Source organism: Obesumbacterium proteus (assembly GCF_001586165.1).
In the GTDB taxonomy this organism is placed as follows: Bacteria; Pseudomonadota; Gammaproteobacteria; order Enterobacterales; family Enterobacteriaceae; genus Hafnia; species Hafnia protea.
The window spans coordinates 4,486,276-4,509,356 of sequence record NZ_CP014608.1 but is presented as its reverse complement, the minus strand read 5'-3'; the positions used below and the strand labels follow the sequence as shown (position 1 = coordinate 4,509,356).

At 50.2% G+C, this 23,081-nt stretch carries 19 protein-coding genes; 17 read left to right on the top strand and 2 right to left on the bottom strand.

The annotated features are described in order from the left end of the window. Nucleotides 1-44 precede the first annotated feature (44 nt). Complete coding sequence (locus tag DSM2777_RS21120; protein ID WP_061555088.1) at nucleotides 45-1,055, bottom strand: PRD domain-containing protein; 1,011 nt, start codon at nucleotides 1,053-1,055, stop codon at nucleotides 45-47. A gap of 179 nt (nucleotides 1,056-1,234) precedes the next feature. Here DSM2777_RS21120 and DSM2777_RS21115 point away from each other — a divergent pair, with 179 nt between their 5' ends. Beyond that, nucleotides 1,235-1,900, top strand: a complete 666-nt coding sequence (locus DSM2777_RS21115) for a DUF1007 family protein (protein WP_061555087.1) — start codon at nucleotides 1,235-1,237, stop codon at nucleotides 1,898-1,900. After that, on the top strand, nucleotides 1,891-2,913 hold the full coding sequence (locus tag DSM2777_RS21110) for a nickel/cobalt transporter (RefSeq protein ID WP_061555086.1): 1,023 nt from the start codon (nucleotides 1,891-1,893) through the stop codon (nucleotides 2,911-2,913). Before DSM2777_RS21115 ends, DSM2777_RS21110 begins: the two co-directional genes overlap by 10 nt. A 65-nt stretch (nucleotides 2,914-2,978) precedes the next feature. On the opposite strand, the gene suhB is transcribed toward DSM2777_RS21110, so the two are convergent. Beyond that, a complete protein-coding gene (suhB, locus tag DSM2777_RS21105; protein WP_040047047.1) occupies nucleotides 2,979-3,782 on the bottom strand; it encodes an inositol-1-monophosphatase in 804 nt (267 codons plus the stop codon). Nucleotides 3,783-4,032: 250 nt separating this feature from the next. Here suhB and trmJ point away from each other — a divergent pair, with 250 nt between their 5' ends. The 15 genes from trmJ to rlmN all read left to right on the top strand — a co-directional run bounded on the left by trmJ (nucleotide 4,033) and on the right by rlmN (nucleotide 23,080). Further along, a complete protein-coding gene (gene trmJ / locus DSM2777_RS21100; RefSeq protein ID WP_025800415.1) occupies nucleotides 4,033-4,764 on the top strand; it encodes a tRNA (cytosine(32)/uridine(32)-2'-O)-methyltransferase TrmJ in 732 nt (243 codons plus the stop codon). 231 nt (nucleotides 4,765-4,995) lie between these two features. Next, nucleotides 4,996-5,493: a Fe-S cluster assembly transcriptional regulator IscR gene (gene iscR, locus DSM2777_RS21095; protein WP_004847474.1), complete on the top strand. Its 498-nt coding sequence runs from the start codon at nucleotides 4,996-4,998 to the stop codon at nucleotides 5,491-5,493. A gap of 71 nt (nucleotides 5,494-5,564) precedes the next feature. Then, complete coding sequence (locus tag DSM2777_RS21090) at nucleotides 5,565-6,779, top strand: IscS subfamily cysteine desulfurase (protein WP_004847473.1); 1,215 nt, start codon at nucleotides 5,565-5,567, stop codon at nucleotides 6,777-6,779. A 30-nt stretch (nucleotides 6,780-6,809) separates the two neighbouring features. Then, nucleotides 6,810-7,196: a Fe-S cluster assembly scaffold IscU gene (iscU, locus tag DSM2777_RS21085; protein ID WP_025800417.1), complete on the top strand. Its 387-nt coding sequence runs from the start codon at nucleotides 6,810-6,812 to the stop codon at nucleotides 7,194-7,196. Nucleotides 7,197-7,296: 100 nt separating this feature from the next. After that, on the top strand, nucleotides 7,297-7,620 hold the full coding sequence (iscA, locus tag DSM2777_RS21080; RefSeq protein WP_025800418.1) for an iron-sulfur cluster assembly protein IscA: 324 nt from the start codon (nucleotides 7,297-7,299) through the stop codon (nucleotides 7,618-7,620). A 208-nt stretch (nucleotides 7,621-7,828) separates the two neighbouring features. Then, nucleotides 7,829-8,347, top strand: a complete 519-nt coding sequence (gene hscB / locus DSM2777_RS21075; RefSeq protein WP_043491221.1) for a co-chaperone HscB — start codon at nucleotides 7,829-7,831, stop codon at nucleotides 8,345-8,347. A gap of 80 nt (nucleotides 8,348-8,427) precedes the next feature. Next, a complete protein-coding gene (gene hscA / locus DSM2777_RS21070) occupies nucleotides 8,428-10,278 on the top strand; it encodes a Fe-S protein assembly chaperone HscA (RefSeq protein WP_061555085.1) in 1,851 nt (616 codons plus the stop codon). A 2-nt stretch (nucleotides 10,279-10,280) separates the two neighbouring features. Further along, nucleotides 10,281-10,616, top strand: coding sequence for an ISC system 2Fe-2S type ferredoxin (fdx, locus tag DSM2777_RS21065; protein WP_025800421.1), 336 nt, complete (start codon nucleotides 10,281-10,283; stop codon nucleotides 10,614-10,616). 33 nt (nucleotides 10,617-10,649) lie between these two features. Beyond that, complete coding sequence (iscX, locus tag DSM2777_RS21060) at nucleotides 10,650-10,850, top strand: Fe-S cluster assembly protein IscX (RefSeq protein ID WP_025800422.1); 201 nt, start codon at nucleotides 10,650-10,652, stop codon at nucleotides 10,848-10,850. Between the two features lie 193 nt (nucleotides 10,851-11,043). Continuing rightward, nucleotides 11,044-12,342: an aminopeptidase PepB gene (gene pepB, locus DSM2777_RS21055; protein ID WP_040047044.1), complete on the top strand. Its 1,299-nt coding sequence runs from the start codon at nucleotides 11,044-11,046 to the stop codon at nucleotides 12,340-12,342. Nucleotides 12,343-12,491: 149 nt separating this feature from the next. Next, the gene (gene sseB / locus DSM2777_RS21050; RefSeq protein ID WP_061555084.1) at nucleotides 12,492-13,328 is read left to right on the top strand and encodes an enhanced serine sensitivity protein SseB; all 837 of its coding nucleotides are present in this window, start codon (nucleotides 12,492-12,494) and stop codon (nucleotides 13,326-13,328) included. A 125-nt stretch (nucleotides 13,329-13,453) separates the two neighbouring features. Then, complete coding sequence (locus tag DSM2777_RS21045) at nucleotides 13,454-18,463, top strand: alpha-2-macroglobulin family protein (protein WP_061555083.1); 5,010 nt, start codon at nucleotides 13,454-13,456, stop codon at nucleotides 18,461-18,463. Nucleotides 18,464-18,476: 13 nt separating this feature from the next. Further along, entirely contained in the window at nucleotides 18,477-20,798 is a 2,322-nt protein-coding gene (gene pbpC / locus DSM2777_RS21040; protein WP_061555082.1) for a peptidoglycan glycosyltransferase PbpC, read from the top strand. A 293-nt stretch (nucleotides 20,799-21,091) separates the two neighbouring features. Then, nucleotides 21,092-21,523, top strand: coding sequence for a nucleoside-diphosphate kinase (ndk, locus tag DSM2777_RS21035; protein WP_025800427.1), 432 nt, complete (start codon nucleotides 21,092-21,094; stop codon nucleotides 21,521-21,523). Between the two features lie 297 nt (nucleotides 21,524-21,820). Next, nucleotides 21,821-23,080, top strand: a complete 1,260-nt coding sequence (gene rlmN / locus DSM2777_RS21030; RefSeq protein WP_061555081.1) for a dual-specificity RNA methyltransferase RlmN — start codon at nucleotides 21,821-21,823, stop codon at nucleotides 23,078-23,080. Nucleotide 23,081 lies beyond the last annotated feature (1 nt).

The window sequence follows — 23,081 nt, the reverse complement described above, 5'->3', positions numbered from 1 at the left end:
AAAAGCCCGCTTTGAAAGCGGGCTTTTTTGTTTCTGAAAACCGTCTATTTGTCTGCCAGTACGCCCTCCTGCATCAGCCATGCGCCAAAGCTCACGGCGATCAGACAAAGCTCTTCAGGCGGAAAATGAATATGGTAATCGCGTTCGATATGACGAACGGCCTGTTGAGTCATATTCATTAAGCCGGGATAAAGCAGTTCGATTTCATCCAATAACAGATTACTGATTTTTAAACCAAATAAGCATCGCTCAATCGCGGGCCCCATATGGGCAAACAGCTGAGTACAAAGCTGTTCTCGATGGCTAAATGTGACGCGAGTGGCCTGTTCTATTTGCCGAATGGCAAACTCGATCTCATCCATCAAGCGACGATCTTCAGGGTAAGCGTGGGGCAAATAACGGTAGGTTTTGATAAGCGTTAATAACAGCGTGGTAAATTCTGATTCAAGTTCCAGTGCGGGATCTGGCAATTGCCCATAGGCGGCATGACATAGATTTCTCGCCACACTATATTCTTCTTTGGCTTGCAGCCAGCGTTTTAGATGCGCAGGAAAGACCGGGAGCTGTGTCGTTTGCCTTTGATAATGGCTGTAGTGTAAGAAAGACTGAATAAGATCGCGATGCTGGTCGCTAAAACTACGCTGCAAGGTGGCTTCGGCCTGAGCGAGCACATCAATAATTTGCTGCGAAAAATGAGCTGTAGTGATACCCGTAGGGCTTTCATTGATGCGGGGCACAAAAATAGTTTCAATACTGTTGGGAACAAGCCGCTGAGAGCGCCTTAACCAATGCAGCAAACAAAGCCGCTGATCGTAAGCCGAGCCTTGTAGCCGATAGCCTTGTTTAGGATGGAAGATCACACGCAGTGCATGAAACCGCATGATTTCCTGCGCCACGCTGTGAATATCTAATTCGGCTTGTGCGGGCAAAACGCGATTAATCCGGCTAACGGTGGCCAGATGTAGCGGGGTTGTCGGTGTGAAAAGCAATAGCACAAGATTACAGTGCCTTTGCTGTGCTGAGAGCTCAGGCACCAGAGGTGTGTCTAAACTCATATTCATATCTCTTTAGTTTCGGTCAGTGAATGAACATGTTTTGTTGGCTAAGAATAGCAAAGTTGTGCAAAGGCGCGGTGCTGATGTGCCATGTTTTTGTATTTTTGTGATACAGAAATGAATGAATTTGATTACCTGCCGCGTTTTGCGGCTGTTGCTAAGGATTAAACAGGGCGTTTATGTTGCATTTTGGGATTAAAAAACAGCAATTCCTACGGTGGTCTAGTTTGTTAATCACGATCGGCGGGCTCATTTTTTCTCGCGCTGGGTTAGCGCACCCGCATAGTTTTATTGAAATGAAAAATGCGTTTGTGGTGAACGATAATCAACTGATCGGAATGAACATGACGTGGACGATGGATCCGCTCACATCGGCCGATTTGCTCTACGATGCAGGCAATGCGGCGAACGGGTCAGAAATCTGGAAACAGCTAGCTGCAGAAGTGATGGCAAACGTGATTGGTCAGCACTACTTTACTGAATTCTATCATGATGGCAAAAAGGTTAAATTCCTTGATCGCCCTCGTGAATATCACCTCAGCCGCGACGGCAATAACGCTATTTTGTCATTTGAAATGCTGCTGGCAAAACCGCAGCCTTTGAACGCCAATTTTTCCGTGTTGACTTACGATCCCACGTATTACGTCGATATGACCTACACCGATGCGGCTTCTATCACTCTGCCTGTCGATGTTCAGGCGAGATGTAAATTAGCATTGATAACGCCTAAACCAGATACGTCGTTGCAAGCCTATGCACAAAACCTTGATAAAGCAGATGCTCCTGATGAAGACATGGAGCTCGGGAAACAGTTTGCGCAGCGCGTGGAGATCACATGTCATTGATTATTCCGACAACCCACAAAAAAAAGACACGATGGCGCTATGTGCCTTTGGTTGTAGCGGCATTGCTGCTGATTTCAGGGGTGACGTATGGCGCTGTTCATTGGAACGATTGGCTTTTTGTGGCGATCGAATGGCAAAAATCACTGCATCAATCAATGTCCCAGCTTTTGCAGGAGGTTGGGAATAATTCCAAACAGGCTGGCTTAACACTGGTTGGGCTGAGTTTTGCCTATGGCGTCCTTCATGCTCTGGGGCCTGGGCATGGCAAAGTTGTGATAACGACGTATTTGGCCACTAACCCATCTCGGCTACGTAGCAGTGTACGCCTGACCTTAGCTGCTTCACTGCTACAAGGTCTGGTCGCGATAGCTCTTGTTTCGGGAGTGTTAGGTGTTTTGCAGCTTTCGACACGCTATCTGCATCAAAGCAGTTTCTGGCTAGAGAAAGCCAGCTATCTGCTGGTGGTTGTTTTAGGGGCGGCTCTTTGCTGGCGCGCTCTAAGGAAGGTCTTCACGCTTAGACGGCGGACGTCTTCTACTCCTTTGCAGATTTCTGCCATTAAGCCGTTGAACCAGAATGTTCATCAGGAGCATCGGCACTCAGCTAACTGCGGTTGTGGGCATAAACATGTGGCGAGTGATAGTGAAATTGCGGCGGCGACTACGTGGAAAACGCAGTTTGCGGTTGTTGCTGCAATGGGAATGCGCCCGTGCTCGGGGGCCATACTGGTGCTGTTATTTTCCAAAGTGATCGGGGTTTATAGCTGGGGTATTTTAGCGGCGATGGCGATGGCGGCGGGGACGGCATTAACGATCAGCGGAATTGCACTTTTGGTTCATATGGCGCGACAGATAGTTGTCCGCTGGGCGATTGAACGAGGTCGTAGCTTTAGCCCATATTGGGGATTGCTGCTGATGTTTATCGGTGGCGCGTTGCTTATTTTTATTGGTTTGCTGATGTACCAAAGCGCAATTCCAGTAGGGATGGGCAGTGGCAGAGTTTTTGGGCGTTAACGCATCGTGATAAAAACAAAAAAAACCGTCTTTAAGACGGTTTTTTTACTCAACGAGCGGAAGTATTAACGCTTCAACGCTTCGCTCAGTTCGTCACGCACATTGGCCAGAATGGATTTCACCACGCGAGGGTTGCCCGCGATGATGTTGCCAGAGCTCAGGTAGTTGTGGCCGCCAACGAAGTCGGTAACCAGACCGCCTGCTTCACGAACCAGCAATTCGCCACCGGCAAAATCCCAAGGCTTCAGGCCGATTTCAAAGAAACCGTCAACGCGACCAGCGGCAACATAGGCCAGATCAAGCGCTGCAGAACCGGTGCGACGGAAGTCTGCACACTGTGTAAACAGTTTGCCAAGGATAGCAATATAAGCAGGCGCGTGCTGTTTGACTTTGAACGGGAAGCCGGTCGCCAGAATGGTGCCGTCTAAATCTTTAGCGGTTGTGCCGCGCAGACGATAGCCGTTCAGCTGTGCACCCTGACCGCGGGTTGCAGTGAACAGTTCGTTACGCATTGGATCATAGACCACAGCAACTTCTGTACGGCCTTTGATGCGTACAGCGATAGATACCGCGAAGTGTGGAAGACGTTTGATGAAGTTTGCAGTGCCATCCAGTGGATCAACTACCCATTGAATGTCGTGATCTTCACCGACCAATTCACCGCGTTCTTCGCTGATAATCGTGTGCTTAGGGTAAGACTTACGGATAGTCTCAATGATCAGGTGTTCAGCGTCACGGTCAACGTTGGTCACGAAATCGTTGCTGCCTTTCTGTGTAGTTTCAACAGCGTCAGGAGTTTCGTAATTTTTGGCAATCAGGTTACCAGCCTTACGCGCAGCGCGTATGGCGATATTCAGCATCGGATGCATGGGTATCTTCCACGGGATGTTAAAGAACAGGAAACGGCGCGCAGTATAGCAGGCTGCGAATTAAACAGCCACGTCTGATTTCAATTCATCTCTTCTTTATATTTGGCAAACCTATTGTGATGGGGCGTTTGCGAGGCCAACGAAAAGCCAATAATGAGAATTCTATCAGAAACGGATTAAATCAATAGAAACGATCAATAGACGCTTTATGTTAAGATATCGCGATTATCCAAACCAAATCAGAGTTAGCATGCTGGACAACATTCGTATTGTGCTGGTGGAGACTTCCCATACCGGAAACATGGGTTCGACTGCACGAGCTATGAAAACCATGGGGTTAACCAACCTCTATCTCGTCAATCCACTGGTAAAGCCAGATTCTCAGGCTATCGCCTTATCTGCGGGTGCCAGCGATGTGATTGGTAATGCCACTATCGTGGATACTTTCGATGAAGCTATTGCCGGTTGTAGCTTGGTTGTCGGAACGAGCGCTCGTTCGCGTTCACTGCCGTGGCCAATGCTCGAACCGCGTGAATGTGGCCAGCGCAGCGCGATGGAATCTGAGCATGCGCCAGTGGCGATTGTGTTTGGTCGTGAGCGCGTGGGCTTGACCAATGATGAGCTGCAAAAGTGTCATTATCATGTCGCCATCCCTGCTAACCCAGAATATAGCTCTCTGAATTTAGCCATGGCGGTGCAGATCATCGCGTATGAAATTCGCGTAGCGCATCTGGATCGTATTGCCGCTCATCAGCCGGTAGCAGAAGAAGAGCCATATCCGTTGGTCGACGATCTTGAACGTTTCTATGCTCATCTGGAAGAAACGCTGCATGCGACAGGCTTCATTCGCCCAACGCATCCAGGAAATATCATGAGCCGCCTGCGTCGATTGTTTACGCGAGCGCGTCCTGAAGCGCAAGAATTGAACATTTTGCGCGGTATTTTGGCTTCAATTGAGAAGCAAGAGCACGGAAAGCACTAATTCATGACTGCTTTCGTCGGAATATCATAGTAAAATACACAGGTATTCCGATGAGTAAGATGCTGATAGTAAACAGGGATTGTTGTTCCAGTGGTAACGTTTTTTAACAAGATGTAATAGTTGAGTGAATTACTAGGTTAAATAGTTGACTGTTTTACTCAGGAATGAGAAAATTAACGCGTTCGATAAGTAAGCGTGTTTCATCTTTTTTCTTAAAGGTTACTATTTGCCATGAGACTGACATCCAAAGGCCGTTACGCTGTTACAGCCATGCTTGATGTGGCATTGCACTCCCAGGAAGGGCCAGTTCCACTGGCAGATATTTCCGAACGTCAGGGCATCTCGCTCTCTTATTTGGAACAATTATTTTCACGCCTGCGCAAAAATGGATTAGTTTCCAGCGTGCGTGGGCCAGGCGGTGGTTATTTGCTGGGTAAAGACGCAGCAGAAATCGCCGTCGGTACCGTGATCACTGCCGTTGATGAATCTGTTGATGCAACGCGCTGTCAGGGTAAAGAAGGTTGTCAGGGTGGAACCCGTTGTCTGACGCACACGCTATGGCGTGACCTGAGTGAGCGTATCAGCGGTTTTCTGAATAACATCACTCTGGCTGAATTGGTGAATAACCAAGAAGTGCTGGATGTTGCCGATCGCCAGAATTCCGATACGCGTCGTGGTGCCAATACTAACGGTCGTCAGGACACGATTAACGTGAATCTGCGCGCATAAGCAGCTGCGACGACGAGTCATAACACTTTCTTTAAATGTACTAATTTGGAAGTGATGTACGGAGCAAGAGAATGAAATTACCGATTTATCTAGACTATTCAGCCACTACGCCAGCCGATCCGCGCGTAGCTGAGAAGATGATGCAGTTTTTAACCTTGGACGGTACTTTCGGTAACCCGGCTTCGCGTTCCCACCGTTTCGGGTGGCAGGCGGAAGAAGCGGTAGATATCGCACGTAACAACATTGCTGAACTGGTCGGTGCCGATCCGCGTGAGATCGTCTTTACCTCCGGTGCAACCGAATCTGACAACCTGGCGATTAAAGGCGCTGCCAATTTCTATCAGAAAAAAGGCAAGCACATTATCACCAGCAAAACCGAACACAAAGCCGTGCTGGACACCTGCCGTCAGTTAGAACGTGAAGGCTTCGAAGTGACCTATCTGGCACCGCAGCGTAACGGTATTATCGATCTTAAAGAGCTGGAAGCAGCTATGCGTGAAGACACCATCGTGGTTTCTATCATGCATGTAAACAATGAAATCGGCGTGATTCAGGACATCGAAGCTATCGGTGAACTGTGCCGCAGCCGTGGCATCATCTTCCATGTTGATGCGACGCAAAGCGTTGGCAAGCTGCCGATCGATTTGAGCAAATTGAAAGTCGATTTGATGTCCTTCTCCGGCCACAAAATTTATGGCCCGAAAGGGATTGGTGCCCTGTACGTTCGCCGTAAACCACGCGTTCGTATCGAAGCACAGATGCACGGCGGTGGTCATGAACGTGGTATGCGTTCAGGCACGTTGCCTGTTCATCAGATCGTCGGTATGGGTGAAGCTTACCGTATCGCTAAAGAAGAAATGGCTACCGAAGTTCCACGTCTGCGCGCGCTGCGTGACCGTCTGTGGGATGGCCTGAAAGATCTTGAAGAAGTGTACCTCAACGGCTCTTTAGAGCACGGTGCACCGAATATCCTGAACGTAAGCTTTAATTACGTCGAAGGCGAATCGCTGATTATGGCTCTGAAAGATCTGGCCGTGTCTTCTGGTTCTGCCTGTACTTCTGCGAGTTTGGAGCCGTCATACGTGCTGCGTGCTTTGGGAATGAACGATGAGTTAGCACACAGCTCAATTCGTTTCTCATTGGGTCGCTTTACCACGGAAGAAGAGATCGACTACGCCATTGCTCTGGTTCGTAAGTCTATTGGCCGTCTGCGTGACCTGTCTCCGCTGTGGGATATGTTCAAGCAGGGCGTAGACATCAGCACCATTGAGTGGGCTGCTCATTAATCTCAGGATTCAAATTTAAGGAGTAACGTTATGGCTTACAGCGACAAAGTTATTGATCATTATGAAAATCCGCGCAACGTCGGTTCCTTCGACAACGAAGATCCGAGCATTGGTAGCGGCATGGTCGGTGCACCTGCGTGTGGCGACGTGATGAAGTTGCAGATTAAAGTCAACAATGAGGGTATCATTGAAGACGCCCGCTTTAAGACTTATGGCTGTGGTTCAGCAATCGCATCAAGTTCACTGGTTACCGAATGGGTAAAAGGCAAATCTTTGGATCAGGCTCAGGCTATCAAGAATACTGATATCGCTGAAGAACTGGCTCTGCCTCCGGTGAAGATTCACTGTTCGATTCTGGCTGAAGATGCCATTAAAGCGGCGATTGCTGATTATAAAACCAAGCATTCCGCTAAGTAATCTGTAGACGTTTTTCAGTGGGTTTCAGGACTGGCGATTTAAGATTGAATCGCCAGTAGCCGTTATCAGAGAAACGCTTAATAAGAATTGAGGTTGTTGTATGTCTATTAGCATGAGCGACGCTGCCGCACAGCGCGTACAGACATTTTTGGCTAACCGCGGTAAAGGGTATGGCTTACGTCTGGGAGTGAGAACTTCTGGCTGTTCGGGAATGGCGTATGTACTGGAATTTGTTGATGCACCTAATGAAGATGACGTGGTGTTTGAAGACAAAGGCGTAAGAGTGATCGTTGATGGTAAAAGCCTGGCGTATCTTGACGGTACTCAGTTGGACTTCGTGAAAGAAGGCTTGAACGAAGGCTTCAAATTCAACAACCCAAATATGACCAGCGAGTGCGGCTGCGGCGAAAGCTTTAACGTCTGATTGGCCGGACTACTGACGTATCGCAACGTTTTGTATACCCGTCATACTTCGAGCCGCATGTGCGTTGGCTACGTTTGTTCACTCTAGTTACATAGCTATCTATGCTGCTAGGGGCACACAAACTTGCCGCCTTCCTGCAACTCGAATTATTTAGGGTATATGAGGTATTTTGGGATACCTCATCCACAGACCAACATCAGAGCACGGCATGGATTACTTCACATTATTCGGGCTGCCGGTTCGCTACCCAGTGGACGGCAGCCTTCTTGCTTCACGCTATCAGGAATTGCAGCGTCAATTCCATCCCGATCGCTATGCGTCTAAACCTGAACGCGAGCGTATGCAGGCTATTCAACAAGCTGCAACCATCAATGATGCCTACCAAACGTTAAAACATCCCCTTAAACGCGCAGAGTATATGCTGTCATTACAAGGGTTTGACTTAGGCAATGAACAGCACACCATGCGCGATACGTCGTTCCTGATGGAACAACTTGAACTGCGTGAGGAGCTGGATGGTATTGCACGGCATGCTGATCCCGAAGAGGCACTCATGGCCTTTTCTGCGCGGATCGCTAAAATGACCAAAACGCGCAGTGCGCAAATGCTTTCCGAGCTGGATCAACAGCAGTGGGAATCAGCCGCAGACACCGTGCGCAAGCTACGTTTTCTCGACAAGCTACAGCAGCAAGTGGAACAACTCGAAGAAAAACTGCTGGGCCTATAACCGATTTTTGATTGCGTTGATTCAATGGATGTTTTCTAACAGAAATTGTTCTGACAAATCTTGTTTAACGGAAGCTCAAGATGGCTTTATTGCAAATTAGTGAGCCGGGGCTGAGTGCTGCTCCGCATCAACGCCGTTTAGCGGCGGGTATCGATTTAGGTACTACCAATTCATTGGTGGCGACCGTGCGCAGCGGCCAAGCAGAAACTCTGGCCGATGCGCAGGGCCGTCATTTGCTGCCTTCTGTCGTTCATTATCTGAAAGATGACATTGTGGTTGGCTACGAAGCTCGCCAACAGGCAGCGCAAGATCCGGTTAATACCATTAGCTCTGCTAAGCGTCTCATGGGACGCTCTTTGGCTGATGTTCAGGCGCGTTACCCGCATATGCCGTATCAGTTTGAAGCGAGCGAAAATGGCTTGCCGATGATGATCACGGAAGGGGGCTCGGTTAACCCTATTCAGGTGTCTGCCGAAATCTTAAAAGCGTTGGCTGAGCGCGCCAAAGTGACCTTAGAAGGCGAGCTTGATGGCGTGGTCATTACCGTTCCTGCCTATTTTGATGATGCTCAGCGCCAAGGAACCAAAGATGCTGCGCGTTTAGCCGGTCTACACGTGTTGCGTTTGCTCAATGAACCCACGGCGGCAGCGATTGCTTATGGCCTAGACTCCGGCCAAGAAGGCGTTATTGCGGTCTACGATTTGGGCGGCGGCACCTTCGATATTTCTATCCTGCGCCTAAGCCGTGGCGTATTTGAAGTGCTGGCAACCGGCGGCGATTCCGCGCTAGGCGGCGATGATTTCGATCACCTGTTAGCCGATTTCCTGCGCGAACAATCAGGTTATGCCGATCGCAGCGATGCGCGCATTCAACGCCAGTTCCTTGACGTGGCGGTTGAGGCCAAGATTGCACTCAGCGATGCTGAAAAAGTCGACGTTGAAGTTGCGGGGTGGAAAGGCTGTGTTACCCGTGAACAGTTTGATGAACTGATTGGTTCGTTGGTAAAACGTACTTTGCTGTCATGCCGCCGCGCGCTGAAAGATGCGGGCGTCACCGCTGATGAAGTGATTGAAGTGGTTATGGTTGGCGGTTCAACGCGCGTTCCGTTGGTTCGTGAGCTGGTTGGGGAATTCTTTGGCCGTGTGCCGTTGACCTCTATCGACCCCGATCGCGTGGTTGCGATTGGCGCAGCTATTCAAGCCGATATTCTGGTGGGTAATAAGCCCGACTCAGAAATGTTGCTGTTAGATGTGATCCCACTGTCTCTTGGTTTAGAAACCATGGGCGGTTTGGTTGAGAAGGTGATCCCGCGTAATACCACCATTCCAGTGGCGCGTGCGCAAGAATTTACCACTTTCAAAGATGGCCAAAATGCCATGATGATTCACGTGGTACAGGGCGAGCGTGAGCTGGTGCAAGACAACCGCTCTCTGGCGCGTTTCACACTGCGTGGTATCCCTGCAGTGCCTGCGGGTGGCGCACATATCCGTGTGACATTCCAAGTTGACGCGGATGGTCTGCTGAGCGTTACCGCGATGGAGAAATCCACCGGCGTTCAGTCGTCGATTCAGGTCAAGCCTTCATATGGTTTGAGCGATGACGAAATCATCACCATGATTAAAGACTCCATGGCTAATGCCAGTGGGGATATCAGTGCGCGTATGCTGGCAGAACAAAAAGTTGAAGCGGCACGCGTGCTTGAGAGCCTGACCGGTGCCTTAGCAGAAGATTCTGCGCTGTTAAGTGAGTCAGAGCTGAGCAACATTAAACAGGCTGTAGCTGCATTAGAACAGGCCGCTGCGGGTGATGTTGCCGGAGATATTGAAGCTGCGATTAAAGTGCTTGATGCACAAACGCAAGAATTTGCTGCGCGCCGGATGGATGCATCTGTTCGCCGAGCGCTGGCTGGTCATTCTGTGGATGAGGTTTAAAAATGCCAAAAATCGTATTTCTTCCTAATCAGGAGCACTGCCCTGAAGGCGCAGTTCTTGAAGCTCAGGAAGGCGAAACGATTCTCGACGTTGCTCTACGTAACGGAATCGAAATTGAACATGCCTGCGAAAAGTCTTGCGCATGCACAACCTGCCACTGCATCGTTCGCGAAGGTTTTGACTCGCTGGATGAAAGCAGCGAGCTGGAAGACGACATGCTGGATAAGGCGTGGGGCTTAGAGCCGGAAAGCCGTCTGAGCTGTCAGGCAAAAGTGGCGGATCAGGATCTGGTTGTTGAGATCCCGCGTTATACCGTTAACCACGCTCGCGAGCATTAAAAATAAGCGGTAACGCTTGTTTGGGAGAATATTATGGGTCTTAAGTGGCAAGACAGCCGCGAGATTGGCGAAGCGCTGTATGATGCGTTTCCGGATATCGATCCTAAAACCGTGCGCTTCACCGATATGCATCAATGGATTTGCGATTTAGAAGATTTCGACGATGACCCTACAAAATCGAACGAAAAAATTCTGGAAGCTATCCTGCTAGTCTGGTTAGATGAAGCAGAGTAAAAATTAAAGGGCTACCTGTGAAGGTGGCCCTTTTACTACAATCCAAATTACTACATCCAGATATTGATAGAACACGCTAATCGCAAATCAATTTCACTGAAAAACTAACGATTAATAATGATACCCGCGCTTATTCGAGCAGCCACTTAACGACGTATCGCTGCAAATACGTGGGTATATCAGGAGAAGATTTATGTCGACCGAATTTATGCCTGTAAACCTATCCCATCAGCCAGCCGATGCACGCTGGGGCGAAAAAGCGTTGCTGAGTTCCGGCAGCGAAGGGATGGTTATTCATCTGAACGGTAACGGTGAGCTTGTTGCCGTTCAGCGCGCTGCGCGCAAGCTTGATGGACAAGGTATCAAGCAGGTTCATCTCGCGGGTGAAGGCTGGGACTTGGAAAAATGCTGGGCTTTTTGGCAGGGTTATCGTGGGCCAAAAGGATCGCGCCAAGTGCAGTGGCCTGATCTGAGCGAATCCGATCGCGCTGAATTAGATCGCCGCTTGAAGATCGTTGACTGGGTGCGTGACACGATCAATGCGCCAGCCGAAGAAGTGGGGCCATCCCAGCTGGCACAACGTGCGGTTGATCTGATGTGCAGCGTTGCCTGTGACAATGTGAGCTACCGTATCACCAAAGGTGAAGATCTGCGCGAGCAAGGCTACATGGGCTTGCACACGGTGGGTCGCGGCTCGGAACGTTCTCCAGTGCTGTTGGCTCTGGATTACAACCCAACTGGAAATCCTGACGCCCCTGTTCTAGCCTGCTTGGTGGGCAAAGGTATCACCTTTGACTCCGGCGGTTACAGCATGAAGCAAAGCGCCTTCATGGACTCCATGAAATCAGACATGGGTGGTGCGGCTACGGTCACCGGAGCGTTGGCGCTGGCGGTTTCTCGTGGTTTGAATCAGCGTGTAAAACTTTATCTTTGCTGCGCGGATAATCTGGTTAGCGGTAATGCATTCAAGCTGGGCGACATCATTACCTATCGTAACGGTAAAACCGTTGAGATTATGAATACCGATGCGGAAGGGCGTTTAGTTTTGGCTGATGGCCTGATTGATGCTTCCGAGCAGAATGCGGCGATGATCATTGACTGTGCAACGTTGACCGGCGCGGCTAAAACGGCGCTGGGTAATGATTACCATGCCCTGTTTAGCTTTGATGACGCCTTGGCTGCCGACATGCTGCAAAGCGCCGAGCAAGAGAATGAAGCTTTCTGGCGCTTGCCGCTGGCTGAATTCCACCGCAGCCAGCTGCCATCTAACTTTGCGGAACTCAATAACATTGCCGGTGCGGCATACGGCGCAGGCGCAAGCACCGCAGCGGCGTTCCTGTCTTATTTCGTTAAAGAATACCGTCAAGGCTGGCTGCATATTGACTGTTCTGCAACCTATCGCAAAAGTGCCGTCGATCAGTGGGCTGCGGGCGCAACAGGTTTAGGCGTGCGCGCGCTGGCTAATTTACTGCTGGAAAAAGCGAAAGCGTAATTACGAACGACTGACCCCCACCCAACCTCCCCCTTTGCAGGGGGAGGAGCCGTCCGAGCACAAATTTATATTGTGCATTCATTCTGTTCCCTCCCCTGCGAAGGGGAGGGTTAGGGTGGGGTCATTACATATCGATTTTGGAGCACCCGATGAGTTCTCATCATCACGATCACCACCATGACACCCCAGAAGAGCAGCTCGAAAAAAGCTTGGAAAAAGCGGTAAAAGACCCTGCCTATCGCACACTGTTTTACCGCACGCTGCTGGATTCTACCGTTTATATTCTGGCTGAAAGCGGCGTTCAGGATAAAGGCGAGCTTATCATTGCGCCTAACGGTGAGCTGAATGTACAGCATTGGGAAATGCAGGACGGGCTCTCGACGATCCCGTTTTTCTCTTCGCTGAAGATGTTGCAGCAGGCGGTAGAAGACGAAGAACAACCGTTTATGGCGTTACCGGTTCGCGATCTGTTTGCAATAACCAAAGGCGCTCAGCTGTTTTTGAATCCAAAATGTGAATATGGCAAAGCTTTCTACGCGCAGGAAGTGGCGATGCTGCTGCAAACCGGCGGGATGGCGCAGCCGATGGAGCAGGTGGTTGATGGTGGAAGCAAAATTTTGCTTGGCCAGCCAGAAGAATATCCGTCTGCCATGGTAGATGCGTTAACCACGCTGTTTACCCAACGTAAGATCGTGCGCAATGCCTATTTGGCGATATTTCAGGATCAGGCGGTCGATGAAAAACCTAATTTGCTGATTGGGTTAGAAATTGATGGCACCGATGAGGAAATCGATTTACTCATTCAGGAAACCGGCAGCTTGGCGAGCGAAACAGCGCCAGAAGATGAGCCGGTAGACCTTTGCCTCGTCACCGATGAAAAAGGGGATGCGGTAAGTCATTATCTGAAAACCCATACCCAGCCGTTTTATCAGCGACGCTGGGGCAGTTGGCTACGCAACAGCATCCCTTCCAGCGGAACTGCCTAATAGATAAATAACGTTGAGAGCCGTAAGGCTCTCTTTGTCATTTTAGGCTTAGCATAATCTGAATTAAGGTTTCGCCATTTCACTTTCATTGTTTGTCACGGATAATAGTGCTATTCGGATTAAAAATGGAAAATGTTATGCGCCAAGGATCATCTCAGTCACAAAACTGCCGCTCTGTCCGCATGCTGCGCCGTAGTGTACTCGTGGCAGCACTTATTACTGCGCTTTCCGCCTGTGATAACAGCGATGTGAAAACCACAACCACATCGGATCCCGCAGCTGTCGCCACGCAAAAGAAAGCGTTGAGTGACACCGACTTGGCGCAAATGGCGAAACAATCGCAGGGTAAAACGCTAACTTTACTCGATGCCTCTGAGCTACAGCTTGATGGCGCAGCCGCGCTTGTGCTCACCTTTTCCATTCCCTTAGATCCTAAGCAAAAATTTGCCGATAGCGTTCACTTAGTGGATACCGAAAAAGGCAAAATCGACGGAGCATGGGAGCTTTCAGATAATCTGCGCGAACTTCGGTTGCGTCATCTGGAGCCTAAACGCAAATTACTCCTCACGATTGATCCCTCCTTGGTAGCGCTTAATGGCGCAACGCTAGGTAAAGAAACACAGAAAAAAATTGCCACCAAAGATATTCAGCCAAGCGTTGGATTTGCTAGCCGCGGTTCGTTATTGCCCGGTAAAGTGGCTGCGGGTTTGCCGGTGATGGCGCTTAACGTAAATAGCGTAGACGTCAATTTTTATCGCATTAAGCCTGTGTCGTTACCTGCGTTTTTATCCGAGTGGGGCTACGGCCAATCGGTAGAATCATGGCGGTCTGATGAGCTGCTAAAAATGGCCGATTTGGTCTACAGCGGCCGCTTTGATCTCAATCCTCAGCGCAATACGCGTGAAAAGCTTCAGCTTCCTCTTAGCGATATCAAACCTTTGCAAGAGAGCGGTGTTTATCTAGCCGTTATGCAGCAGGCGGGGCGTTACAGCTACAGTAATCCGGCTACGCTGCTAACCCTGAGCGATATCGGTGTTTCACTGCACAGCTATCATGAACGAATGGATGTCTTCACTCAGGCGTTAGCTGGCGGTGGTGCGATGTCTGATGTGGCATTGCAGGTGTTAGATGAAAAAGGGCGTGTGCTAACGGAAGGTAAAACCGATGCACAGGGGCATGCGCAGTTAAGCAAATCGCCAAAAGCGAAACTGTTACTGGCTAATCAAAATGGACAGACCAGCATTATCGACCTGACGCAGCCTGCGCTCGATCTCAGTGAGTTTGATATTGGTGGCCCAGAAGGCTTCAGCAAACAGCTGTTTGCGTTTGGCCCACGCGATCTTTATCGCCCGGGTGAAACGGTGATTGTGAATGCTCTGCTGCGCGATGCCGATGGACAGCCTTTACCTGAGCAGCCGATAAAAGTCGATGTGTTGCGTCCAGACGATAGCGTGGCGTCGAGCTTCGTTTGGAAACCGGAAAATGGGTTATATCAATATCGTTACGCGCTGCCTGAAAACGCGGCGACGGGCAAATGGTCGCTGCGTTTCAATCTGGGCGATAACCAGCCGCGCTACTACGCGATTAACGTTGAAGACTTCATGCCTGAGCGCATGGCTCTGGAAATCAAACCGGAAAGCGCATCTCCAATTGAGATGCAGCAAAGCGCCAGTTTCAATGTGTCAGGACGCTATTTATATGGGGCTCCGGCGGCCATGAACCGCCTTCAAGGGCAGCTTTATTTGCGCCCGCTGCGTGAAGCGGTGACCGAATTACCAGGTTACAGTTTTGGTTCGGCCACGGAAGAGAATCTAAAGCGCTCTTTAGATGAGGTCGATACCACGCTCGATGAGCAGGGCATGGCAAGCATTGAAACTGAAAGTCAGTGGGCCGATGTTAAATCGCCTGTGCGTCTGATTTTCCAAGCGAGTCTATTAGAATCCGGAGGCCGTCCGGTGACTCGACGTAGCGAACAGGATATTTGGCCTGCTAAACAGCTGTCAGCGATCCGCCCTCTGTTCAGCCAACAAGATATTTATGATTACCAAACCAATAGCTATCGTAAGCAGCCGATGGTTGATGAAAATAGCGAAGCTGCTTTTGATGTAATCTATGCCGATCCGCAGGGGAAACGCCTCGCTAAACAGGGGCTGAAAGCCACGCTGATTCAAGAGCGTCGCGATTATTACTGGCAGTGGTCTGAAGGGGCAGGTTGGCAGTCTCAATACGATCAAAAAGATCTGCCTGTTGGTGAACAAACGCTAAATATCGCCGCTGACGGTAGCGCTAAAGTGAGTTTCCCCGTCGAATGGGGTTCTTACCGTCTTGAAGTTAAAGATCCAACCAACGGCCTGATCAACAGCGTTCGATTCTGGGTCGGATATCGCTGGCAGGATAATACTGACGGTACGGGCGCTGTGCGTCCCGATCAAGTGAAGCTGAAGCTGGATAAACCTAATTACCAGCCGGGTGAAAAGGTGAAAGTAACCATCAATGCGCCAACCGCCGGTAAGGGATACCTGATGCTAGAGTCTGGCGAAGGGCCTTTATGGTGGCAGGAAATTGATGTACCAGAAGCCGGTACAACGGTAGAGGTTCCGCTCAATCAAGAATGGCGTCGTCACGATCTCTATTTCAATGCGCTGGTGGTTCGTCCCGGTGAGAAAGATAAGCAGGTAACACCAAAGCGCGCGGTAGGCTTATTACATATTCCTCTCAATGAAGAAGCTCGTAAGCTGAATGTGACGCTGACAGCGCAAGAGAAAATCAGACCAAACCAGACGGTGCCGGTTCAGGTGAACGTTGCTGGCGCAGGTGGTGAGAAACAAAAAGAAGTGACCGTTTTACTTTCCGCCGTGGACACCGGTGTTTTGAGTATTACTGATTTCAAAACCCCTGATCCTTACGACGCCTTCTTAGGTCGTAAACGCTACGGCGCGGATCAGTATGACGTTTATGGGCAGCTTATCGAAGGCTCTGGGCGTTTAGCAACGCTGCGCTTTGGTGGCGATGGCGAAGATGAAGACGCGCTGTCACGCGGAGGTAAGAAACCGCCAACGGAAGTGAATATCGTCGCGCAGCAGCTGCAACGCATCACGCTGGATGAAAATGGCAACGGGACGATTCAGCTTCCCGTTCCAGATTTTAACGGTGAGCTAAGGCTTATGGCTCAAGCGTGGAATGAGCAAAACTTTGGTAGCGCCGAACGTAAAATGACGGTCGCAGCACCGGTTATCGCAGAGCTACAAACACCCCGCTTCTTAGCAGGTGGCGATAGCAGCCAGCTGGCGCTGGATGTCACGAATCTGTCTGGGCATCCGCAAACGTTGGGAGTGGCACTCACCGCATCTGGCCTAATCAGCCTGAGTGGTGACAATTCTCAAACGGTTGAACTCGAAAATGGGCAGCGTAAGACCATCACGATTCCGGTCAGTGCGAAGAATGGATTTGGGGATGGTAGCGTTGCGATCCGCGTCGTTGGAATGCAGATACCGGGCGAACAAGTCAGTGATTATGAACATAGCTGGAAAATAGGCGTGCGTCCGGCATATCCAGCAGAGACGCGGCATTTGATGAGCGTTATCAAACCGGGGCAAAGTTGGGGAGTGAGTGCGGAGCAAATGTCCGGTTTAGGTGCGCTTGAGGGGCAACTATTGCTGACAAGCCGACCGCCGTTGAATATTGCTCGCTACATACGGGAACTGTACGCCTATCCATACGGCTGTTTGGAACAAACCACCAGTGGCCTGTTCCCATCGCTATATACCAATCAACAACAGTTGATACAGCTTGGCATCAAAACCTCTACGGATGATGTCCGCCGACAGAATATTGAAACGGGAATTACCCGTCTGCTGGGTATGCAGCGCTATAACGGTAGTTTTGCGTTGTGGAGCAGCGATGGACCAGAAGAGTATTGGTTAACCGCTTATGTTACCGATTTCTTGCATCGTGCGCGTGAACGCGGTTTTGCCGTACAGGATGACGGGCTGAAACAGGCGGATGCCGCGCTGTTACGCTACCTCCAAGATCGTAATCAAATCGATGTTAACAGCAGCGCACGTCCAGATGCGACGCGTTTTGCCGTGCAGGCCTATGCTGGGCTTGTTTTAGCACAGCAAAAACAGGCACCTTTAGGTGCGTTGCGTCAGCTGTATGAGCGTCGTGCACAGGCGGAGTCCGGTTTACCTCTCATTCAGCTAGGCATTGCGCTTAAGCTGATGGGAGATACACCGCGCAGCGAAGAAGTGCTCAAACAAGGTTTGGCATTACAGCGCTCGGCAACGAACTATTGGCTGGAAGACTACGGTAGCCCAGTGCGGGATGACGCGATGATTCTGGCGCTGATGGAAGAGTTTAACCTCGATCCAAAAACGCAGGAACAGCGCTTACTTTCATTGTCGGATCGATTAACAACCACCGAATACCTTTCGACCCAAGAACAGAATGCGGTATTTATGGCAGGCAAAGGTTTTATCGGCCAGCCGGAAAGCGCATGGAAAGCGGTGATTTCATCGGCCAAAGGTGCTGATTTAGCCTATGGCGAACAGGCTCAGGTGAAAAACTATGATGAGTCTTGGCTGGCTAATGGGTTGGTCATTGATAACCAAGGCGAGTCCACGTTATATCCGCGTTTTGACGCTGTTGGATATCCAAATAGCGTTCCGCAGCCAATGAGCAATATTCTCAATATTAAACGTGATTTCTTAGGGCTAGATGGCAAACCGGTTGACTTGGCTCAGCTAAAAAGTGGTCAGCTAATCTTGGTTCATCTGGATGTGTGGGCGTCAGAGCATGTGCCGGATGCGTTGGTCGTTGATCTGCTGCCCGCAGGCGTTGAGCTTGAAAATCAAAACCTGAATGATGCTAGCGCAAGCTTGGATGATGCGGCAACTGAGGTGACTTCGCTGCTCGATGCATCACGTCAGACGACGCTCAAACATCAAGAGTTCCGAGACGATCGCTATGTGTCCGCGGTGGATATTCAGTCTGGTCAGCATACGACTTTGCTGTATCTGGCAAGAGCGGTAACGCCGGGTAAATATCAACTGCCTGCTCCACAGGTGGAATCGATGTATATCCCGCAGTGGCGTGCGGTAGGTGAAACGCCCGCAACTGTGACCATCGGCCAGTGATAACTGATTGAGGATGTCACTAAAACGCTTACGCAAGTGGTGCGTGATAATCGCACTGCTTGCGTCGTTGCTTTGTGTTGGTTTGTGGCTAGCCGATAAAGTCTGGCCGCTTCCACTCAGCGACGTGCAAGTCGCGCGGGTTGTTGTCGCTGAGGACGGTTCGCCGCTGTGGCGTTTTGCAGACGGGCAGGGGGTATGGCGCTACCCTGTTACGATAAAACAAGTGTCGCCGTATTATCTTCAGGCATTGCTAACTTACGAAGATCGCTGGTTCTATAAACACCTCGGCATTAACCCTTTTGCTATTGCTCGGGCGGCTTGGCAAGACCTTAGCCACGGTGAGATTATTTCCGGTGGAAGCACCCTGTCTATGCAGGTTGCGCGTTTACTCGATCCCCATCCTCGAACATTTGGCGGCAAAGTGCGCCAAATCTGGCGCACGGCACAGCTAGAATGGCATCTATCTAAGACTCAAATCCTTGAACTCTATCTTAATCGCGCGCCCTTTGGTGGCACGCTACAAGGCATCGGTGCAGCAAGTTGGGCCTATTTAGGCAAGCCGCCTGACGAACTCACACGTGGAGAAGCCGCCTTGTTGGCCGTATTACCTCAGGCTCCCAGCCGCTTACGTCCAGACCGTTACCCAGAGCGTGCGCAGGCGGCACGCAACAAGGTGCTCGATCGTTTGGTGCAGTATCAAGTATGGACAAAACAGCAGGCAGATGATGTCAAGCAGGAGCCAGTTTGGTTAGCTTCACGACAAATGCCGCAGACAGCGCCACTGCTAGCACGGCGCATGGTGCAAACCTATCCACATCAGGATGTCATTCAGACGACTATTGATGCAGCCCTCCAGCGGCAGCTTGAAACGTTAGCGCAGGGATGGCTTTCACGTCTGCCAGCGAAAACATCAGTAGGCGTGCTGATTGTCGATCACACGGATATGCAGGTGAAAGCCTATCTGGGATCGCTAAATTTTGCCGACCGTACACGCTTTGGCTATGTGGATATGGTGAGCGCTTGGCGCTCTCCAGGTTCCACTCTCAAGCCGTTTTTGTATGGGCTTGCGCTGGATGACGGAATTATCCACAACGAATCTCTGCTGCAGGACGTGCCGCGTCGTTTTGGCGATTATCGACCGGGAAATTTTGATACGGGGTTTCATGGGGCCGTGGCGGCAAGTGAAGCACTTACGCGTTCGTTGAATCTTCCGGCAGTACAGCTGATGGAAGCCTATGGCCCAAAACGTTTTACCGCCGAACTGCGCAATGCAGGGTTAACGCTACGCTTTCCCGCCTATGCTGAGCCTAATTTATCGCTCATTTTAGGCGGTGCGGGCATTAGGCTAGATCAGCTGGTTTCTGCCTATAGCGCGCTAGCTCGACATGGGCAAAGTGCAGATTTGCGTTTTGTACCCACGCAAAAAATTCATAATCGGCCGCTGATATCGCCGGGGGCTGCATGGATTATCCGCCGCACGCTGGCAGGGCAGGCAAGGCCTGAACCGGATGACTCCTTATCGGCGGTAGTTCCGCTGGCATGGAAGACGGGAACCAGTTTTGGCTATCGTGATGCATGGGCCGTAGGCGTGAACGCGCGTTACACCATTGGGGTGTGGGTTGGACGCCCAGATGGTACTCCGGTTGCTGGACAATTTGGCTATGCGACGGCGATACCGCTGCTGTTTCAGCTCAATAATTTATTGCTGAATAACCCACGCCTGCGTGGCAATGGATGGCCGACAGATCCTCGGCCACGTTCGGTTTCCAGTGCGGTAATCTGCTGGCCTGGCGGCCAGCCGCTAAGTGCGCAGGATACCAACTGTCGCCAACGCCGCTCGGCGTGGATACTGGATGGCACTATTCCACCTACGCTCGTTGCTCCTGGGCAGGAAAGCAGTCAGGGGATTTGGCGACGTCAGTGGTTAAATGATAAAGGCGAGCGTGTTGCCCCTGAATACGTGGGAGCGGTTGAGAAAAAGCTGGCGCTATGGCCACTGCCGCTAGAGCCTTGGCTCCCTGAGGCCGAAAAAAGATCCCATCGTTTGCCTATGGCAAGCCAAACCTGCCCACCACCGGTCGAGACAGCGTCTGTGCCACTCATTTTGATTGGGCTCAATGATGGTTCGATTCTGCGCCGCCCGCCGGGTAAGACTCGCATCGATTTGCGCCTAACGACGCAAGGTGGGACAGGGGAGCGCTGGTGGTTTTTAAATGGAGAACTGGTTTCTCAGGAACCACAGTTTGCCTATAGCTTCACGCGTGCAGGACGATATCAGCTAACGGTTATGGACGACGGTGGGCAATTGACTAGCGCTGATTTTCAGGTGGAGTAAATCCGCATTGTGCTTCAAATCAAAAAAGTAATATTTCCTTAACATTTTTATCTCATTTCAATAGGCAAATATTAGCCGCCCATCTATAATCGGCGGCGATTCATGGCCGGGGTTCGGCTTTCGGGGTGTGAAATAAGAGAATAATCCTTTCATTCAAATGGTTAGTGCTCTAAAAATATTCCATCTGCCTCTTACTGCTCGTAAACTCATAAAAAGTATCCCTAGAGTCATTGGTGTTATGCCATGGTCTAGCGGAAATAACGGCTCTCATTGGAAGTTAGACAGAGGTTTAAATGACAGTAGAACGTACCTTCTCCATCGTAAAACCGAATGCGGTGGCTAAAAATGTTATCGGTGCTATTTATTCTCGTTTTGAAGCAGCAGGCCTGAAAATTGTTGCGGCAAAAATGGTTCATCTGACTCGTGAACAGGCTGAAGGTTTCTACGCCGAACACAAAGGTCGTCCGTTCTTTGACGGTCTGGTGGATTTCATGACTTCTGGCCCAATCATGGTTCAGGTTCTGGAAGGCAAAGATGCCGTTCGCCGTAATCGCGAAATTATGGGCGCGACCAATCCAGAAAATGCTTTAGCTGGCACATTGCGTGCTGACTATGCGGACAGTCTGACTGAAAACGCCGCTCACGGTTCTGATTCATTAGAGTCTGCTGAGCGCGAAATCGCCTATTTCTTTGCAAACAATGAAGTTTGCCCGCGCACTCGTTAATCGATTACGCAAATCGGAAATTGATTCGGTAAGCTAAGCCTAATGGCATAGCATACCGTTGACAGACCGAGTACAATACCGCGCCCTGAGTGATTATCCTCAGGGACATTTTTTTAGACACATTGCTAACCGCCTTATTTAATAAGTGTTTTTGATGTGTTGTACCGAGCAAGACTGAATGAGATGCAAACTGGGTTTGTATCTGTCGCCAACAGGCACTACGCTTGTCGGGTCAGTCACTTTAATACCGTGCCGCAAAGTGTAACAACGAGGCCAGAGTTTAGTATGTCTATACGCATGTCTGAAGATCCAACAACTACCCCCCATTCATCCAATTCAGATGCTATATCTGAATCTATTGTCGTCGAGTCAAACTTGTCTGAAATTAGCGCACCTGTAAATGCTGCGCAGGTTGATAGTGTGCAACCTGCCCCGGCCAATCCGTCGGAAAAAATTAACCTTCTCGATCTTGATCGCCAACAACTGCGCGAGTTCTTCGCTAAGTTAGGTGAGAAACCGTTCCGCGCCGATCAGGTGATGAAATGGATGTATCACTATTGCTGCGATAATTTTGATGAGATGACCGACATCAATAAGGTGTTGCGTAACAAGCTCAAAGAAATCGCTGAAATTCGTGCGCCAGAAGTCGCAGAAGAGCAACGCTCAACCGATGGCACCATTAAATGGGCGATTCAGGTTGGTGACCAACGTGTAGAAACGGTTTATATCCCAGAAGACGATCGCGCTACGCTGTGTGTCTCTTCGCAGGTCGGTTGTGCGCTGGAATGTAAATTCTGCTCTACCGCCCAGCAGGGCTTTAACCGTAACCTGCGTGTATCTGAAATTATCGGTCAGGTATGGCGTGCAGCTAAGATTATCGGCGCTCATAAAGTTACCGGCCAGCGCCCGATCACCAACGTGGTGATGATGGGAATGGGCGAGCCTTTACTGAACCTGAATAACGTTGTTCCAGCCATGAATATCATGCTGGACGACTTTGGTTTTGGTTTGTCTAAGCGCCGTGTCACCCTGTCAACATCAGGGGTTGTTCCTGCGCTGGAAAAACTGGGTGACATGATCGACGTGGCGCTGGCTATCTCTCTGCATGCACCGACGGATGAAATTCGTAACGAAATTGTGCCTATCAACCGCAAATACAATATCGAGACTTTCCTTGGGGCTGTGCGCCGCTACTTAGAGAAATCTAATGCTAACCAAGGGCGTGTTACGGTTGAGTACGTCATGTTGGATCATATCAATGATGGTATGGATCACGCGCATCAGTTGGCCGAGTGTCTGAAAGATACGCCATGTAAGATCAACCTGATCCCATGGAACCCGTTCCCAGGCGCACCTTACGGACGTAGCTCAAACAGCCGCGTGGATCGTTTCTCTAAAGTTCTGATGGAATATGGCTTTACCGTGATTGTGCGTAAAACGCGTGGTGATGATATTGATGCGGCCTGTGGACAGTTGGCCGGTGATGTTATTGACCGTACCAAACGCACGATCAAGAAAAAAATGGCCGGTGAACCTATCACGGTTCGCGAGGTCTGAC